15 protein-coding genes and 4 pseudogenes are annotated in these 17,133 nt (G+C 70.2%); 8 read left to right on the top strand and 11 right to left on the bottom strand.

Annotation, left to right across the window (positions count from 1 at the left end):
- The first annotated feature begins 8 nt into the window (after positions 1-8).
- Positions 9-1,242: pseudogene (locus ACQEU6_RS07020) on the top strand (IS256 family transposase).
- 124 nt (positions 1,243-1,366) lie between these two features.
- On the opposite strand, the gene ACQEU6_RS07015 reads toward ACQEU6_RS07020, so the two are convergent.
- Positions 1,367-1,528: a helix-turn-helix domain-containing protein gene (locus tag ACQEU6_RS07015; RefSeq protein ID WP_499329861.1), complete on the bottom strand. Its 162-nt coding sequence runs from the start codon at positions 1,526-1,528 to the stop codon at positions 1,367-1,369.
- Positions 1,476-1,949, bottom strand: coding sequence for a recombinase family protein (locus ACQEU6_RS07010; protein WP_499329860.1), 474 nt, complete (start codon positions 1,947-1,949; stop codon positions 1,476-1,478). The genes ACQEU6_RS07015 and ACQEU6_RS07010 overlap by 53 nt, the downstream gene beginning before the upstream one ends.
- A 152-nt stretch (positions 1,950-2,101) precedes the next feature.
- Here ACQEU6_RS07010 and ACQEU6_RS07005 point away from each other — a divergent pair, with 152 nt between their 5' ends.
- Positions 2,102-2,644 (top strand): hypothetical protein, encoded by a 543-nt coding sequence (locus ACQEU6_RS07005; protein ID WP_499329858.1) that lies wholly within the window; start codon positions 2,102-2,104, stop codon positions 2,642-2,644.
- On the opposite strand, the gene ACQEU6_RS07000 is transcribed toward ACQEU6_RS07005, so the two are convergent.
- The 3 genes and pseudogenes from ACQEU6_RS07000 to ACQEU6_RS06990 form a co-directional block, all read right to left on the bottom strand.
- Positions 2,631-3,113, bottom strand: coding sequence for a Tn3 family transposase (locus ACQEU6_RS07000; RefSeq protein WP_499329856.1), 483 nt, complete (start codon positions 3,111-3,113; stop codon positions 2,631-2,633). The genes ACQEU6_RS07005 and ACQEU6_RS07000 overlap by 14 nt on opposite strands.
- Positions 3,114-3,238: 125 nt before the next feature.
- Positions 3,239-4,431: pseudogene (locus tag ACQEU6_RS06995) on the bottom strand (IS110 family RNA-guided transposase).
- 270 nt (positions 4,432-4,701) lie between these two features.
- A complete protein-coding gene (locus ACQEU6_RS06990) occupies positions 4,702-7,956 on the bottom strand; it encodes a WD40 repeat domain-containing protein (RefSeq protein WP_499329854.1) in 3,255 nt (1,084 codons plus the stop codon).
- 320 nt (positions 7,957-8,276) lie between these two features.
- Here ACQEU6_RS06990 and ACQEU6_RS06985 point away from each other — a divergent pair, with 320 nt between their 5' ends.
- Both ACQEU6_RS06985 and ACQEU6_RS06980 read left to right on the top strand, forming a co-directional pair.
- Complete coding sequence (locus tag ACQEU6_RS06985) at positions 8,277-8,609, top strand: hypothetical protein (RefSeq protein ID WP_499329853.1); 333 nt, start codon at positions 8,277-8,279, stop codon at positions 8,607-8,609.
- A gap of 221 nt (positions 8,610-8,830) precedes the next feature.
- A complete protein-coding gene (locus ACQEU6_RS06980) occupies positions 8,831-9,853 on the top strand; it encodes a tyrosine-type recombinase/integrase (protein ID WP_499329852.1) in 1,023 nt (340 codons plus the stop codon).
- Positions 9,854-9,954: 101 nt separating this feature from the next.
- Here the strand turns inward: ACQEU6_RS06980 and ACQEU6_RS06975 are convergent, their stop codons facing one another.
- On the bottom strand, positions 9,955-10,920 hold the full coding sequence (locus ACQEU6_RS06975; protein WP_499329850.1) for a CPBP family glutamic-type intramembrane protease: 966 nt from the start codon (positions 10,918-10,920) through the stop codon (positions 9,955-9,957).
- 245 nt (positions 10,921-11,165) lie between these two features.
- Here ACQEU6_RS06975 and ACQEU6_RS06970 point away from each other — a divergent pair, with 245 nt between their 5' ends.
- Together ACQEU6_RS06970 and ACQEU6_RS06965 are read left to right on the top strand one after the other, a co-directional pair.
- A complete protein-coding gene (locus tag ACQEU6_RS06970; RefSeq protein WP_499329848.1) occupies positions 11,166-11,747 on the top strand; it encodes an IS110 family transposase in 582 nt (193 codons plus the stop codon).
- Positions 11,744-11,968 (top strand): annotated as a pseudogene (locus ACQEU6_RS06965) (transposase); the annotation flags it as partial. The gene ACQEU6_RS06970 and the pseudogene ACQEU6_RS06965, both read left to right, overlap by 4 nt.
- Positions 11,969-12,011: 43 nt before the next feature.
- Here the strand turns inward: ACQEU6_RS06965 and ACQEU6_RS06960 are convergent.
- Positions 12,012-12,335 (bottom strand): hypothetical protein, encoded by a 324-nt coding sequence (locus ACQEU6_RS06960; RefSeq protein ID WP_499340583.1) that lies wholly within the window; start codon positions 12,333-12,335, stop codon positions 12,012-12,014.
- Positions 12,336-12,935: 600 nt separating this feature from the next.
- Here ACQEU6_RS06960 and ACQEU6_RS06955 point away from each other — a divergent pair.
- Positions 12,936-13,139: a hypothetical protein gene (locus ACQEU6_RS06955; RefSeq protein WP_499329846.1), complete on the top strand. Its 204-nt coding sequence runs from the start codon at positions 12,936-12,938 to the stop codon at positions 13,137-13,139.
- Between the two features lie 41 nt (positions 13,140-13,180).
- Here ACQEU6_RS06955 and ACQEU6_RS06950 read toward each other — a convergent pair whose 3' ends face one another.
- Positions 13,181-14,221 carry a hypothetical protein gene (locus ACQEU6_RS06950; RefSeq protein ID WP_499329844.1) on the bottom strand — a complete coding sequence of 347 codons (1,041 nt, stop codon included), beginning with the start codon at positions 14,219-14,221 and terminating at the stop codon, positions 13,181-13,183.
- 67 nt (positions 14,222-14,288) lie between these two features.
- Between ACQEU6_RS06950 and ACQEU6_RS06945 the strand changes: the two genes are divergently transcribed.
- Positions 14,289-14,870 carry a TetR/AcrR family transcriptional regulator gene (locus ACQEU6_RS06945; RefSeq protein WP_499329842.1) on the top strand — a complete coding sequence of 194 codons (582 nt, stop codon included), beginning with the start codon at positions 14,289-14,291 and terminating at the stop codon, positions 14,868-14,870.
- 301 nt (positions 14,871-15,171) lie between these two features.
- On the opposite strand, the pseudogene ACQEU6_RS06940 reads toward ACQEU6_RS06945, so the two are convergent.
- From ACQEU6_RS06940 to ACQEU6_RS06930, 3 genes and pseudogenes are all read right to left on the bottom strand, one after another.
- Positions 15,172-15,354, bottom strand: a pseudogene (locus ACQEU6_RS06940) (Tn3 family transposase); the annotation flags it as partial.
- 18 nt (positions 15,355-15,372) lie between these two features.
- Complete coding sequence (gene hydA, locus ACQEU6_RS06935) at positions 15,373-16,743, bottom strand: dihydropyrimidinase (protein ID WP_499329840.1); 1,371 nt, start codon at positions 16,741-16,743, stop codon at positions 15,373-15,375.
- Entirely contained in the window at positions 16,740-17,123 is a 384-nt protein-coding gene (locus tag ACQEU6_RS06930) for an allophanate hydrolase-related protein (RefSeq protein WP_499329839.1), read from the bottom strand. The genes hydA and ACQEU6_RS06930 overlap by 4 nt, the downstream gene beginning before the upstream one ends.
- Positions 17,124-17,133: the final 10 nt, after the last annotated feature.

Genomic DNA, 17,133 nt, shown 5'->3' with positions numbered 1-17,133 from the left:
ACAACGCGATGGCCGCGGACAACAGTGTGGACCCTGGCGAGTGGATTGCCGAGCAGATCGGGGCGTGTGAGCCGGATCTGCTGCGGTCGATGGTCAAGACGATGGCCGAGGCGCTCATGTCGGCGGAGGCCGACGTGGTCTGCGGGGCCGACTACGGGGCCCGTTCGGACGGGCGGGTCAACCGCCGCAACGGCTACCGGGTCCGGGAATGGGACACTCGCGCCGGCACCGTGGAGTTGGCGATCCCGAAGCTGCGCAGCGGGTCCTACTTCCCCGAGTGGCTGCTGGAGCGGCGTCGCCGCGCCGAGCAGGCCCTGGTCAGCGTGGTCGCCACCTCCTATCTGCTGGGCGTCAGCACGCGGCGCGTGGACAAGCTGGTCGAGCAGATGGGCATCAAGGGCATCTCCAAGAGCCAGGTGGTCGAAGGTGCTGGACGCCCAGGTGGCCGCGTTCCGCAACCGGCCTTTGGAGGGCGGCCCGTATGCGTTCGTGTGGGTGGACGCCCTGACCCAGAAGGTGCGCGAGGGCGGCCGGATCGTGAACGTGCACGTGCTGGTGGCCACCGGTGTCAACGCCGACGGGCACCGCGAGATCCTCGGCGTCGAGGTCACCTCGGCAGAGGACGGCGCCGGGTGGCTGGCGTTCCTGCGCGGGCTGGTCGCCCGCGGCCTGACCGGCGTGCAGTTGGTGATCTCCGATGCCCACGCCGGCCTGGTCGAGGCGATCGGCTCCACCTTGCCCGGCGCGGGCTGGCAGCGGTGCCGGACGCATTACCTGCGCAATCTGCTGACCAGGGTCCCCAAGTCGGCGCAGCCGTGGGTGGCGACGCTGGTGCGGACCATCTTCGACCAGCCCGCCTCCGAAGAGGTCCACGCCCAGCACGCCCGCGTGGTCGCCTCGCTGGAGGCCAAGCACCCCGATGCCGCCGAGCACCTGGACCAGGCCGAACCCGATCTGCTGGCCTTCACCGCGTTCCCTCGGCAGATCTGGCGGCAGATCTGGTCGAACAATCCCCAGGAGCGGCTGAACAAGGAGATTCGTCGGCGCACCGACGTGGTCGGGATCTTCCCCGACCGGGCCGCGATCGTCCGCCTGGTCGGCGCGGTTCTGATGGAGCAGACCGACGAATGGACCGAGGCCCGCCGCTACATGGGCCTGGAGTTCCTGGCCAAAGCCCGCCTGCGCGTCATCGACGGAACCACACCCGACCCCAAGATCGACAACCAGGAACTCACCGCTTAACCTGTAGAAACAGGATCACGCGGAGGCCGACTCATACACCACTCCGCTGGACGTGACCCACTCCACCTACCGGGGGTGCCACCGGAATACGGCGGAAACGGGCCGTGGCTGAAGTATGTGCTGGTCAGCGCGCTGAGAGTGCGGTGTATGCAGTGGATCTGCCGATCTTGAGGGTGCGGGCTGCTTCGGTGACGGAGACGCCCTCGTCGAGCAGGCGGCGCAGGGCGGCGAGTTCAGTGCGGCCGATGACTCGGGGTCGGCCGATGCGCTGCTTGCCGGGCAGCATCTTCCCTTCGGTCTCGCGCCGTTTGGCGGCGGCGATCCCCTCGGCCTGACGTTCGGCGCGCAGTTCCAGTTCGTACTCGGCGGCCGCGGCGAGGGAATATGAAGCGGCCCTCTTTGGTCTCCAGGTCGAAGTTCTCGGTCAGGCTGACCACGCGGACGCCGCGCTCGCGTAACTCGGTCACCGTGGTGAGTACGTGTCCCGCGCTGCGGCCCCATCGGTCGGACTTCCAGAACTTCAGCGTGTCGTCGGCGACCGGCTTGGTGAGCAACTCCTCCCACCCTGGCCGTGCGGTGCCGCGCTTGCCGGACTCCTTCTCCATCACCAGCTCGTCGTAGCCGTCGGCCTCCAGGGCGTCGAGCTGGAGCTGCGGGTTCTGGTCGCGCGTCGACACACGGGCGTACGCCCACACCTTCCCGGTCATCCAACCTCCAGTCGTCCGAAAATGTCTACTTTTCCGGACACTCTCTAACGACCAGGCGCGATGCCGTCCAGAAACCTCCGTCCATAAAGCCGATGCGGCGAAGCCCGTCGATCATGGGGAACAGCCAAGATAAAGCCCGACAGAATGCCACTGTGGACGACGAGATCTGGTTCATCGGCCTGCCCTACGACGACGACCGTGACGAGGCCACCCCGGCCGACCAGCGGCGCCTCGCCGAGGTCCTGGAAGGGCAGGGCTTCGGGACGGCGCCCTACGACTTCAATCCGTCGCTGGAGGTGTGGCTGCCGGACCTGTCGACGTTTCTGGCCTCAGTCCACCTCAGTGACAGCTGGATGCTGCAGATCGCCGTCGAAGAGGGTCGGCTCGCCGAGAACTACGACGAGAACCGGGGCAACACCGACGCCCTGGCGAAGCTGATCGGCATCGTCACCGAGTTCGCGAGCGCCTACCTCGGGTTTGTCACCGCCAACGCCGATGACGATCTGTCCTTCATGGTGGAAGACCCGCCGGTCCAGCTGGAACAGCCGCTGGCGGTGGTCTATCTCGGACGGCGCTACCTGAGCGACTGGCCGGACGAGGCGGCGTGGGCCGTGGACCCGAAGGCACGCTGGGAGCTGCCGGCCGGAGTCCTGCTGGTTCCGGCGCCCTCCCCGCTCGAGATCACCCGGGCCTAGTGTCCGCCCGATCATGGGGCGAACAGGACACGGGAGTCGAGATCAAGGTGCGTGGTCGGGGCAGCGGCTGGCGGGGTGAGGTTGAGGATCCAGTTGCCGAACCGGCGGATGACGTGGGTGATGTATGGGAGATGGTGGCCAGGTTGTCGGGGTCGACGGGGCGGCCTTCGGCGGCGATGGCGTTGGAGGTGTCGGTGATGTCGCAGGCGGTGGAGTGGATCACGCAGTTGGCGGGTAGTTCGTTGAACTTGATGATCTTTTCTTGGTAGTCGGGGTCGTTGTGGCCGATGAGTTTGCCGCCGAACATGAGCCAGTCGGCGAAGCCGTGGAAGGCTTCGTTGCGGTTGGTGACCTGGGTGATCTGTTCGCGCAGGTCCGGGTCGGACAGATAGCGCAGCGCCGTCCGGTCGATCGACGCCACCGAACCACCGGAAACCGTCACCAACCAGCGCGAACCCCAGAAGTTCACGACCGACGATCAAGAGCGCGGCCCGTTTCCGCCGTATTCCGGTGGCACCCGTACATGCCTGGTTTCGTCCGCGTGTAGCGGCCACGTTCGTCGATTCTCAATGACCGTTGTCAAGCGTGACGCCTCTATGCGGCTTGGGCTTGAGGAGGCGTCAGCCGGTAGCAGCGCCTGTCGCGGATGAGTGCCCATAGAACATTGAGGCGTCGTCTGGCGAGAGCAAGCACGGCCTGGTTGTGGCGCTTACCTTCGCCGCGTTTGCGCTCGTAGAAGCGTTGGGACCCGGGATGGTGGCGGATGCTGGAGAGGGCGGACAGGTAGAAGACCCTGTTCAGTGCTCGGTTGTAGCGACGTGGTCGATGCAGGTTGCCGCTGATGCGACCGGAGTCGCGGGGAACGGGCGCCAGCCCGGCGTAGCCTGCCAGGTGGTCGGCGGAGTCGAATGCATGCAGGTCGTCCCCGGTGGCGGCGAGGAACTCCGCGCCCAGCATGGGACCGGTGCCGGGCATGCTGGCGATGACTTCGCCAAGGTCGTGGCGCTGGAAGCGGTCCTCGATGAGTCGCTCGACCTGGGTGATCCGCTCGTTGAGAGTCAGCACTTCTGCCGCGAGCTGGGCCACGAGGACAGCGGCCACGTGTTCGCCCGGCAATGTGATGATCTGCGCCTTGGCCGACTGCACAGCTTTGTCGGCCAAGGCGGCCGCGCGCCGCACGTTGCGGGCCTGGAGCCAGGTGGTGAGTCGAGCAGCGCCCAGGCGGCGAATCTCGGCGGGACGCTGATAGCCGGTGAGCAGGACGAGGGGGCCCTTGTTGGTCAGCTCCAGCACGCGCTCCATGCCTGGGCACAGGGCCAGCAGTTGGTCTCTCAGTCGGTTGATCGTGCGGGCCCGGTCAGTGACCAGATCCTGGCGACGGGCCACCAGCATCCGCAGTTCGACGATCAGTTCGTCGTCGATACGCAACGGGTTCGGGCCACGGCGCATGCGCGCCTGGTCTGCGATGACCGCGGCATCCCGGGCATCGGTCTTCCCCGCCCCCCGGTAGGCATCGGTGGCCCGGTAACCATGGTGCTGGAGATGTAGAGGACCTGCTGACCATGCGCCACCAGCAGGGCCAGCAACAAGGCGGCACCGCCGGCTGGGATGTCCACCGCCCAGATCACCTCTTCGGCCAAGCTCAGGACCTGGGTGATCAGTTCCTGCAGGTCGGTCTCGTCGTTGGCGACCCGCCGTGAAAGCAGCCGGGTCCCCTCTGCGTCGATCACGACTGCGTGGTGGTGTCCTTTGCCGATGTCGATCCCGGCCCATGCCTGCTGCAGCATCGCCTCCCGGCGTCATGGTAGGTGTGCTCCCGCAGACGACCTCGCCGGCTCATCCCTACGCAGCGATGCATTCGCAATTCTCAATCAGCGGCCGAGTCGCCTTGGGGCGCCGGGTGGCCAATCGACGAGAGCCACAGATGGCAGATGAGTTTCAGCCACACCCGGCGCCCCTGGGTGCCAGAACCCTACGACCGGTCCGAGCGACCCGTGGTGAAGACGGTAGGGATGAGTTTCAGCAACACCCAGGGGCTTGCAGTGGGAATCTGCTTTTCACCCACCGTGAGGGGGCCTGGATGGCGCGTCCCCTCCAGGGAACCGGGTGAACACCGCGACGTCGCCGCCGAAGCATACGACCATGCGCCCCTGAGGGCTGAGGGCGAGCGCCGTCACCGGGTGTGGGAAGACGAGCTCGTCACCGGCCGGGCGTCCACCGGTGAGGTCCCACACCCGGACGGTACGGTCGTCACCGCCCGAAATCGCGGTCGGCCTGCCGTTGACTATGGCCGCCGCCACCGCGTTGACGATGCCGGTGTGGCCGCTCAGCGGTGGCAGGACGGCATTGCCGTCGTCGACGCCCCACACGCGAACCGCCTTGTCGCGGCCCGCCGTGACCGCCACCTTCCGGCCGTTCAGGAGCAGCGTGGCGACGGCTTTCACGTCGTCGGTGTGGCCCGCGTCCGCCCAGCACACCTGGCGGCCGTTGCGCGCCTGCCACACGTTGGCCTCGGCCGACGCCGAACCGCCCACGGTGACCGCGAGCGGGCGGCCTTGGTCGTCCTCAGCGACGGCGACGGCGCGAACGGGGTCCCCGTGCAGGGTCGTCCTGCGCCCGCCGGCCCGTGCCCCGGTGCCCAGGACGTGGACGGAGACCGCGTTGTCGTAGGTCCCGGTGATGACCAGCTGACGGTCGCGGTCGTGCGCTACGGCGATCGCGAGTACCTCGGCGACGTGGTCGGTCGGGTAGCGCAGCAGCTCCTCGCCGGTGGCGAGGTCCCAGGCGCCGAAGTCGTTGTCCGGGCTGATGACGACAGCGGGGCGGCCGTCGACCTCGGTGACCGCCATGTCGCTGAGATAGCCCACGTCGATCGGGGCGCCGACGCGTTCGCCCTTGTCGAGGTCCCAGGTCCGCACGGTGCCCGAGCGATAGGCGCCGGTGACCGCGACGGGGCGTCCACCGATCTCGGTCAGCCCGGCGGCGACCAGTCCGCCGGGGTGGCCGGGGCGTGGGCGGGCCGGGATCGGCGGGTCCGGGGACAGGTCCCACACGCGCACGGAGCCGGCTCCCCCGGTGACCGCGAGCGGTCGGTCGCCGATCTCGGTGACGGCCACAGCCCTCGTGGAGTCGGTGGCCAGAGGGTCGCCGATCGGCTTGCCGGTGGCGAGGTCCCACACGCGCACGGTGCCGCCCAGGACCCCGCCTGTGCCGTCGCCGATGACGGCCACGGCGCGCCCGTCCACCTGGGCGACGGCGACGGCCTGCGGGCGGTGGCGCGCGGTCGGCAGGCGGCGGAGTTCGGTGCGCGTGGCCAGGTCCCACACGACGGTGTCATCGTCCTGGGCCATGACGACGGCGACGGGGTGGCCATCGAGCATCGTTGTGGCGATCGCCGACACTTCGCGCGTGCCGGCGTCGAGGGGCGCGCCCAGCGGCTCGCGGTTGGCCAGGTCCCAGATCCGCACGCCGGTGTCCTTGCGGGGGAAGTCTCCGCCTGCGGTGAGGGCGACCGGGCGGCCGTCCAGTTCGGTGACGGCGATGGCGTTGACCGGGGTCGTGTGGCCGGTCATCGGCTCGCCGATCTGGGCGCGCTCGACGAGGTCCCACATCCGCACCGTCGTGTCGCGTCCGCCGGTGACGGCGATGGCACGCCCGTCGACCTCGACGACGGCCACCGTCTCCACGGTGCGGGTGTGCCCCTTCATCGGCTCACCGATAAGGGCGCCTTTGGCGAGATCCCACAGCCGCACCGTGTTGTCGGCGGAGGCGCTGACCGCGACGGCCCGCCCGTCCAGCTCGGTGGCCGCCACTGCGGTCACCCGCTCGCCATGGCCGGTCATGGGCTTGCCGAGCAGTTCCCCCGTGGCGGGGTCGAGCACCCGCAGTTCGCGATCGCCGGCGGACACCACGATGGGATCGCCGTGGAGGGAACCGGCCGCCAGCGCGTGAGTCTCGCCGGGGATCGACATGAGCGCGCGCTCGCTGAGGCCGGAGCCCGTGGCCCAATCCAGGCGCCAGGCCGGGCGGTCCTCTCGCGCTTCCGGTCGCGGCCCTGCGGGGCCCCGCAGGGAGACGTCCCACAGCAGCATGGTGTCGTCGTGGCTCGCGGTGACGGCGACGGGGCGCCCGTCCAGGTTCGTGACAGCAACGCAGGTCACTGCGTCGGTGTGGTCGGTGAGGGCGTCCCCGAGCTGGACGCCCTCGGCGAGGTCCCACAGCCGCACGGTGCGGTCGTAACCGGCACTGACGGCGACCGGTCGGCCGTCAGCCTCCGTGATGGCGATGTCGGCGGGGCGCAGTTGATGGCCGTGCAGGGGCGCGCCGATGGGAATGCGGTCGGCGAGGTCCCAGATGAGCAGTCCCTGGTCGGGCCCGCCGCCGGTGACCGCCACCGCGCGGCCGTTCAGGACGGTCGTCGCCACGGCACTGCCGAAGCAGTCGAGAGACTCGCCGATCTGCGTGCCGCGGGCGAGGTCCCACAGCCGCACCGTGCGATCGATGCTGGAGGTGACCAGCACCGTGCGTCCGTCGACCTCGGCCAGGTCCGCACCCTCGATCAGCCCGGTGTGGCCGTCGAGCGGCTCGCCAATGCGCGTTCCCCGGGCGAGGTCCCACACCTGCACGGCGTCGGGCGCGTAGGCGCAGCTCACCGCTACGGGGCGCCCGCCGAGCCGCGTGATGACGATCGCGTGGGCGCAGTTGTGCGCGGGCATGGCGGTGCCGATCTCGGCACCGGTGGCCAGGTCGAATCTGCGGATGCCGCCCCGCAGCTCGCCGGTGACGACGACGGGACGACCGTCCAGCACGGTGGTGGCGAGGGCGGTGGGATCGGCGGCCATGGGCTCGCTCGATTCGGTGCCGGTGGCGAGGTCCCACACGCGCACGTTGTCGTTGATGAAGCTGCCGGTGACGACGACGGGGCGGCCGTCGAGGACCGCGGTCGCCACCGCGGACACGCGGTCGGTGCGGCCGGAGAACCGCCGGATCAGGCGGTCGTTGGGCGGCACCCCGGTGTTCCAGTCGACGGTGGCACCTCCGTGCCCGGAGGCCACCGGCACTGCGGCCAGGGCACGCGCGAGGTCGTCGGAGCCCCAGCGCGCAGCGTCGAGCGAGAGCGCCTGGGCGCGCCGCGCGGGGTCGACCCGGCGGTGGCGTTGCAGGGAAGTGCGGTAAACCGCCGCAGCCAAGCGGGCGGGGCCGCTGCGTGCATGGGGGAGCAGCGGGAGGATCTCATCAGGGTCGTCGTGCACCAGCCGGGCGGGGTCGGTGAGGATGCGATCGGCCGGGTGTTCGGCCTCCGAGAAGATCATCCGGGGATGGTAGCGGAGGGTGCCGACGAGGGCCGCGAGCTTGGCCGAGGCTCGTTCCACCGGTGTCAAACCCGCGGCGGCCACGGCCTCTCTCCATGTTCTTGGCGGGACGTGTCCGGGCCGCCGGGACCGGCCCGAAGAGGCCGCCGCCAGGTATGAGATCGGCGGTGCCGTGCGGACGGCGACGCGGCTGACATCGTGCTCGGGTTACTAGGGCGGCGAAATAACCCGTCGGCATCCGGCAAGATGCTGCCCGTGGGTCCGGACCGGATTGGCCTCGACACGCCGCCGCTTGCAGCTTTCAACCAAGGGGGACACCGATGACTTGGCCCCGCTGGACCACGGCCCGCGACCAGGCCGCCGGCTACGCCGCTGCCGTGGTCGCGGCGTTGACCCCCGAGTTCCCCGACCTCACCGATGAACACCTGGCCGGCGTCGTGCGCGAGGCCGTGACGGCGCACGCCACCCACCCTGATCCGGCCTTCGAGGTCATCCTGGACTCGGCCGCTGTGGCGAACTGGCGGCCGCGTGCCCACTCCACCAGGCGGCGCCGCGTCCGGGGGGCGTGCTACCGCCCCGCGTCGACGACGGCCGATGACGCCCGCGAGACCCGGCTCAACCAGCTCCTCGGCGCCGTCACGGTCACCCGATGACCCCGTCCAGCGAGTTCGACGGCGGACGGACGCTGGAGCCCACCGCGATCCACCCGCCCGGTTTCACACCACCTGGCACGCCCGAACCGGGCGCTGGATCGGGCTCCGGTCCGAGCTCAGCGCCGCCATCCACGCCGGATCGGCTGCACCACGCGGGTGCACCGCCGGCGCCGGGGGCCGGACCCCGGCAGGCGCCCGCACCGGCGCCGAGACTGATCACGGTGGGGGACATCCCCGGGCTCTCGCCTCGGCGTCGCCGCGGTGAGGGGGAGGTCCCGGCGGCGAACGTCGACCTGGTCGACCGGCTGCCGCGGCCGCCTGCCGGGCAGGAGTGGCCGACCGTCGCGGCGTGGCTGCAGTCCCGCAACACCGTCGCCACCCGCCGCGGCTACCTGCACTGCCTGGCGGCGTTCCTGCGGTGGCTGGAGATCGCGGTGCCCGGCGCCGGGCTGTGGGAGGTCACCGAGGATGTCCTGGTCGCTTACAAGGACCAGATCCTCTCCGGCACTGGTCACGCCGCGCAGTTGCTGAAGGGCGGGCGCCCGCTCGGCGCGGCCACCGCCGCGCAGCGCATCTCGGCGCTGCGGTCGCTGTACGCCTACGCGTTGCGCCGGCACGTCATCGACTACGACCCGGCCGTGTTCGTCGACCCGCCGGAGACTCCCAGGATCGGGATGACGCCCGCGTTGGCCGAGCACGAGGCCGCCGACCTGATGGACGGCGCTGAGAAGATCGCCGGCGACCGCCCCCTGGACGCCGCCGCGGTCGCGCTGCTGTTGAACGTCGGGCTGCGTACCGGGGAACTCGAGGCCATGCCGGTGTCGGCGTTCACCTGGGACGGGGGGCATTTCGTCGCCCGGTTCCGTGTCAAAGGCGGAAAGGTCCTGCCGGTGCCGGTCGTGCCTCGGGTGCGGCTGCTGGTCGAGCCGCTCCTGCAGGGCCGCGCCGACCACGAGTTCCTGTTGCAGCATCCCGACGGGCGGCCGTGGAACCGGGGCCGGGTCACCACTGCGCTGCGCCGCGCCGCCCGCGCCGTCGATCTGCGCCCCGGGCAGTTGACCCCGCACGTACTCCGCGCGACCGTCGTCACGCTGCTCAGCGCCGCCGGTGTCCCCCCGAACAAGATCCAGGAGTTGACCGGGCACGCGTCCCTGGCCACCCTTCAGCGCTACGACCACGCCGGGGCCCGAATGGACGGGCACGCCGCCTACCTGGCCAGCGGCCTGCTGTCCCGCCGCCGATGACAAAGCCGCCTGCCCTTACAGGATTCAGCGCATCGTCGCCAAGATGCCGCCATTGTCCCGCCTCCAGCAGAGGGGATCGCCCCGGTTGATCCTGTTCGGACTTACTTTGCCCTGTCACCATCCGACGGCTCTCTCCCGTGAAGTGGGACAAAGTCCGTTCTGATTGGCCGGGCGACGTCAAAGTGGGGGCCGGGGCCGCGCCGGCCCACCCGTCGGCACACGGTGAAACCGGCCAGTGCGAGCAGCAGGAACGCGGGAACGAGCAGGGAGGCGCTCGGCGTCGCGTCCACCGGCCAGCCGGTGTCGCGTCGGTCGCCCTCCAGCAGGATCCGGCTGGCGGTCAGGAACGTGACGTGCGTGCCGATGGAGGTCCACAAAGAGGCCTGGCGCAGCGCTGTCCGGGCCGCGACCAAGGTCAGCCCGAACACCACCAGCAAGATCACGTAGTCTGCGGGGTTCTGCCCGTTCGGCGCGATGCCGATCGGATCGGCCTTGACGCCGATCAGATGCGCAGTCGCCGATCCGGCCACGGTCGAGGCGCCCGGGACCAGTAGGAACACCACTGTGGTGCCGAACGCCGCGCCCGCGCCTCCCAGCCGTCCGCGCAAGGACGCCCAGGTGTAGCCGCGCAGCGTCGTCTCTTCCGGCCACGCTTCGAGCAGGAACGCCACCACCGCGTTGGAGACGAGGAACCAGCCGAGAGTGACGATGTCGGGCGACGACCAGCGCATCATCCCCGCCGCCGTCCCCGCACTCAGGACGAGGGCCGCCGCCGTCGCGGTCACGGCGACACCGGTCAGCAGCGCCCGCGCGCTCGCTCTCGCGCCGCCGTACCCCAGCCACTCCACGTGACGACGATCGCGGCGAGCAGCGAAGACGACGAGCGGTACGGCGATGGCGCTGACGAGCGCGGCCGGAACGAGCCGCCCCGGGAAACCGTCGAGCCCGGCGCTGTCGGTGAGCGCCGACCCGACGGTGGTACCGACGCCGAGCGCCGTCGCCATGACGAGCCCGCCGAACAGGGCCCGCCCAAGGACACGCGCGAAAGAAAAAGGAGCATCGGCCAATTGGGTATCCTCGAATAATCATCCAACTGCACGCTTGGAAAGGCGAGACGACCGGAACACCGGCACCTCGACCATCTCCATCCTCATGCCGCAGGTCCGCCGCCGGCATCGTCGCGGCTGATGAATCTCTGGTACATCCTTCGATGTACCACTCGGCCCGGCCGAGAACATTGGATGTCGTCGCGGATCTCCCAGTGGATGCGCAGGCCGCGGAACCAGGGAATGTCCAATGAACGGGGGATCCGGTGATCAAGGAGACGCCTGGTGACTCAGGCGTCGACACCCACCGGGACGTCAACGTTGCGGTCGCCCTGGACGAGCGGGGCCGCAGGCTCGGCGACGTCACAGTGCCGACGACCGGCGAGGGCCACGCCACTTTGCTGGAGTGGGCGCACTCGCTCGGCGACGAGCTGCGAGCCTTCGCGGTCGAGAGCACCGGCAGCTACGGCGCCGGCCTGACCTGCCACCTCCAAGGGCACGGGCAGTTCGCCATCGAAGCCACCCGGCCCCGCCGCGACCGCATGGCCCAGCGCAACGACGGCAAGAGCGACGCCATCGACGCCCTACGCGCAGCCAAGGCGCTCCCGGCCGACGAGCTCGACATCGCGCCCAAGCAGCGCGACGGCGACGTCGAAGCTCTGCGGACCCTCCAGGTCGTCAAACGCAGCGCAATCAAGGACAGCACCTCGGCGATCAACGGGATGCGTTTTATCCTGATCTCCGCACCTGACGAGTTGCGTGACCGGTTCCGCCACGTCAGAAGAGCGACCTCATCGAGCGCTGCTCGCGGCTGCGCCCCGGCACCGACGGCCCGGACGCCAGCGTGAAGACGGCGCTGCGCCGCCTGGCGCGCCGCTTCAAGAACCTCAACGAGGAGCTGGCCGACGTCGACGCCGAGATAGACGCGCTGGTCCGCCGCTGCGCGCCCGCACTGCTGGAGCTGGACGGCGTCGGGCCTGGCGTCGCGGCCACGCTGCTGGTTGCTGCGGGCGACAACTCGCACCGGCTGCGCAGCGAAGCCAGCTTCGCCCATATGGCTGGAGCCGCGCCGCTGCCCACCGGCAGCGGCCTGACCAGTGGCCGGCACCGCCTCAACCGCGGTGCCGTTCCGCGTGATCGGCAGCCGCCGAGAACTGGTCGAACCAGCCCCGAGCCGGGAGCCGGTCGACAAGCGCTGCCGCTTGATCATCCGCTCCGCTCTCTCGCAGTGCCTCCAGCAGATCACGGAAGAACAGAGAGTCGATGTCGGCGTTCCCGGCGAGATCGCGGTCCAGCAGCGCGGCCACCTGCTCGGCCGCTCCCACCTTCCCCAACTCCTCCAAGAGATCGACGACAGCGAACGGGTCGTCGAGCCCGGCGTGCGGCGGCGGCATGGGCGGCGGGCCGGTGGTCGCCCGGCTCTCAGCCCATGCCATGAAGTGGGATGTAGGTACTGGGAGCCGGACTCTCTTCGTGGCAGCACCGGAACGGGAGTGCTCCAGCAACCGGTCGGGAGGTTGTCGTTCTCCCCGTCCCGTAACCGCCACACAAGCAGACCGCATGCCCGCAGCGAGGCGCTCCTTCGAAGGGGCAACCGTGTGACACCGAGGGCGATCGGCTCTCCGGAGGCGCGCGATGGCCTGGATCAGCCGGGCACGCCGGGCGGAACTGCAGGCCACCACACCGGCCGCGCTCAGCCCGTGGATCCCCGGATGCGAGCCGGGCCAGTGCGGGGAGCCTGGTGGACGAACCTGCAGCACCCAGGTTCGCCGACGCGCGCGCATCGAAACCGTGAACGCGCATTTCCGGAGCTTGTGGTCGGTGAGAGTGAGCAAACGACAGAAGGCGCTGGTCGCGGCAACCCGTGGGAGCTTACGTTCGCGCTCGAGAGATACGTCAAACTTCGGGAACCCGATCTCCTCGCGCTGGAACATGGGACCAGACCCTGCGATGCCGCCGCGATCTTGAGGGGGCACGGGGACCTTCCCGCCGGACCGGTCAAGCACCTTGTCGCCACGGCGGAGTCTCGCGGCATCGTGGTCGCGGTGCGCCCGCTCGGCGAGATCGACGCACTCGACGCCTTGTCGGTCGTGACCGTGGACCGTCCCATCATCGTCACGACGCGGCGTCGCAGCGAGAACGTGTTCGGCCACCGGCTCTCGATCGCGGACGAGATCGGGCACCTGCCCCCTGCACACCGACTCTGGCGAGCACGGCACGGCCATCGAGAAAGAGGCTGACGAGTTCGTCGCCGCGTTCCTGACACCTGCACGTCCTCGGATCACTTGATTCCGAAGACGTGGGTGATGTGCGGGGTGTCGACGAGGGTGTGCGGCACCAGTGCGTGGTAGGCCCAGACATGGACCCAGGCATTTCCGGTGCGGAGGGTCAGGGTCGTCTTCACCATTCCCGGTGGAACGTACAGCAGAAGCAGGAAGATGAGGGAGAGAAACGCGTCGCGGGGTGAGGAGAAGACCATCCAGGCGTCCCAGAAATGCATTGCCGCGTAGGTGAGCCCGCCCAGGACGGTGGTCGTCGCGACCGAGCCGGTCAGGCGCATGAAACGCGGCACCAAGACGCAGTAGATGAAGACCATCGCCGGCAACACCGCTCCCGCGAAGAAGAGCACGAATGCGAGTGGCACGCCGAACAGCAACTGCGAGCCGGTCATATCGACGATTGCCGGTCGCAGGGCGGCGAACTGCACCGCCGACTCAACCAGGAGCACAATGCCGATCAGTTTTGCGTCCGCGCGCCGGTCGGTGGAGGTCAGGTTCAGGGCCGTGGCGGAGTAGCGGCGGCGGAAGTACACAAGGGGCACGGTCGCGTAGATCAACAGGTTGTAGCAGGCCCAGGTGACGGCCTCGGCCGGTGTCACGTGCTCGTGCGTTCCGACGACCGATCCGGCGAGGTGGAACCCGAAGGGGTGCCAGCCGAACGCGCGGGCCAGGAAGTAGCCGCCGAGGAGTCCGGCCGCGCCGTAGGCCAGCAGGAGGAGCGTCTCGCGCATCGCTCGCGCGCGCTCGGCCGGGGCGCGCTCGGCGACGTCGGGGACGACGCGGCGACGGGTCAGCGCGTACGCCAGCGCGATGATCAGCAGAGCCTCCAACGCCCGCGCGGCGAACTCGACGAGTTGTCCGGCGACGGCCGTGCCCGGCCAGTCGAACGGGAGGGTGCGGCCGCCTATCGCGAGGACGACGGCGTTGGCGAGCAGCCAGCCGAGGAGGGTGAGCTGGACGGCGCGTTCGCGCATGGGCCGCGCGACGGGGCGGCGGGCGTTCCGGGGCGATGGGCGCCGTGTCACCGGCATGGCTTCCTCCACCGAGTGGTAATAGTACGACTGTGCTAGTAAGAGTCAGATAGTAACACGGCTGTGCTATAAAAGGTGCATGCCGAGAGTCGTAGACCCTGTGGAGCGGCGGCGCGAGCTGGCCGAGGCCGTCTGGCGGGTGATATTGCGGGACGGGCTGGAGCGGGCGTCGGTGCGGAACGTGGCGCGCGAGGCCGGCCTGTCGATGGGGTCGTTGCGGCACTACTTCGGCACCCAGGACGAGCTGCTCGCCTTCGCGCTCGGCATGGTGGTCGAGCGGATCGAGAGCCGCATCGCCGCGCTCGACCCGCAGGCCGACCCCCGCCGGCGCGCCGAGCTGGTGCTGGCCGAACTGCTGCCGATGGACGCCGAACGCCGGGCGGAGAACGAGGTCTGGCTCGCCTTCACCTCCCGCGCACTGGTGGACCCGGATCTGCGCGCTCTGCGCGAACGGGGTCGCACCCGGCTCCGGGCGGGCTGTCTGCGGCTAGTCGAAGACCTTCTCGGCCCGGGGGCCGCCCGCGAGGATGTCGATCTGGAGACCGAGAGGCTGCACGCATTGCTCGACGGGCTCGCCGTCCACGCCTCCACCCGCCCCGATCTGTACGGCCCTGAGCTCATGACCGCCGTGATGTCACGCCACCTCGATCGCCTTACCTGATCGACGACTCGGCGGCGGCCGACGAGGTCCTTCCCGGCTACACGGGGTAAGCAACACACTGGTCGCCATCTCGTCCTGACCACCTTGCCGACGAGCGGGACGCATGCCGAACGGCAGGCGCCCCCGGCGCCTCCGTCCGGGGCGCCGCTCGTCACGAAGGTCGGAGCCGATCTCGGTCCTATCCTCAAGGAGCGCATCGCGCGCGTTGCCGGTCGGCTCGGGCGGCGTCAGCCCCCGGTGGCCGGCGGGCTTGAGTATTTTGGACCATTCGGGGTCGGCGAGGACGTCCGACGCTGTTGGCGCCGTTGGAGGGCTCCACCACGTTGGGCCCTTCCTGGATCTCCCGCTGGAGTTCGCGTAGGCGCAGATAGCGGGCGACGAAGATGGTCTTCTGCGCGCGGCCGCCCTCCAGCATGGCCTGGTAGACCGGGTGCGAGGCGGACTCGGTGAACCGGCGCAGGATCGCCTCGGTGGAGGCGGTGCCCTGTTCTGCTCGATCCCGTCACGCGAGGGTGGCCTTGAGGTGGCGGCCTTGGGGAGTCGGATCGGTGAGGGTGCCGTTGTCGATGACGATCCGGCCTCTGACCATGACCGTCGTCGGGCGGCCTGTGAGGTGCATGCCCTCGTAGGGGGTGTAGTCGGTGGCCATGTGGAGCGCGGTGGCGGTGACCTGCCAGTGGGCGGACGGGTCCCAGATGGTGATGTCCGCGTCCGCGCCGGGCAGCAGGGTGCCCTTGCGGGGGTAGAGGCCGTTGGTGCGGGCCGGGTTCGCGGCGGTCAGTTCGACGAAACGCGTCGCGGGGAGTCCTCGGCGGACCACGTACTCGGAGAAGATGACCGGTAGGCGGGTCTCGACGCCGGGGAGGCCATTGGGCATGGCGCGGACGTCGGTGCGGCGCGACTCCTTCTGTGCGGTGTCGTAGCAGCAGTGGTCGCTGCCGATGGTGGTGACCTCGCCGGTGAACAGGTGCCGTCCGAGGGCCCTCACCTGGTCGGCGGAGCGCAGGGGCGGACAGCACACGAAGCGTTCGGGGGCGTCGCCGCGGTAGGCGGAGTCGTCCAGGACGAGGTGGTGCGCGACCGTCTCGCTGTAGGCGCGGACGCCGCGGCGGCGGGCTGCGGCGACGAGTTCGACGGCCTCGGCGGTGGACTGGTGGACGAAGTACACGGGCGCGTCGACCGACTCGGCGATGGCGAGGATCTCGGCGACGGAGGCGGTCTCGGCGAGGCCGGGTCGGGTGGCGGCCATGTGGGGGGCGCCGATCCGGCCGGTGTCGGCGCCGCGCCGCTGGGCGTCGCTGATGATGTGGTCGGCCTCGCAGTGGACGACGACCATGCCGCCGAGCGCGGCGAGCGTCTTCATGGTGCGCAGGACGGTGTCCTCGTCGGCCATGGTCTCGCCGCGGTAGGTGGTGAACATCTTGACGGTGGGCATGCCGTCCGCGACGAGCGAGGCGAGCTGGTCGGGGACGGTGTCGTCCCACTGGACGACGCAGGCGTGCAGGGCGCTGTCGCACAGGCCCTCGGCGGCCTTCGCGCGCTGGGCGTAGGCGACGTCGGCGGGGTTCTCGCCGGGGCGCGGGATCGCGAAGTCGACGATGGTGGTGGTGCCGCCGTGCACGGCGGCGGTGGTGCAGGCGCGGTAGTCGTCCAGCGAGGTGAAGTCGCCGGAGGTGAAGCCGACGTGGCAGTGCGGGTCGACGCCGCCGGCCATGACGAGGCGCCCGGTCGCGTCGACCACGGTCGCGGCGGGGGGCGCCGTGCCGGGGGCGGCGAGCGCGGCGACGCGGCCGCCGGCGATGACCACGTCGGCCGGGCCCGACCAGCCCGCCTCGACGACGGTGCCGCCGCGGACCACCGCGTCGGGCCTCACCGGGCGGCCAGGTGGGCGCGCCAGCCGCCGGCGTCGCTGATGTCCACGACGCCGGGCAGGGTCAGGGACTCGGCGCGCATCCGCATGCACAGGGAGCCGGAGCCGTCGGCGAGCTCGATCGCTCCGAGTTCCAGTTCGGGCGGCTCGCCGGGGAGCAGATGGTCGCGCAGGATCTCGTAGGTGACGGCGTACAGCTCGCCGGGCACCGCGCGGCCGCCGGACGGGACGGGGTGCAGGCCCGGGAACTCGTCGCGCACGGAGTAGAACCGGTAGCGGGGCGCGGTCTCGGCGGGGCCGAGGAAGCGGGCGCCCTCCAGCGCCGCGTTCAGCGAGCCGCCGGACATGGCCTGTCCGTTGACGAACATCCGCAGGGTTTCCATGGGGGCCTTC

The sequence above is a fragment of the Spirillospora sp. CA-108201 genome, from assembly GCF_050936235.1.
Taxonomy (GTDB): domain Bacteria; phylum Actinomycetota; class Actinomycetes; order Streptosporangiales; family Streptosporangiaceae; genus Spirillospora.
This window is presented reverse-complemented; position numbering and strand designations above follow the sequence as displayed.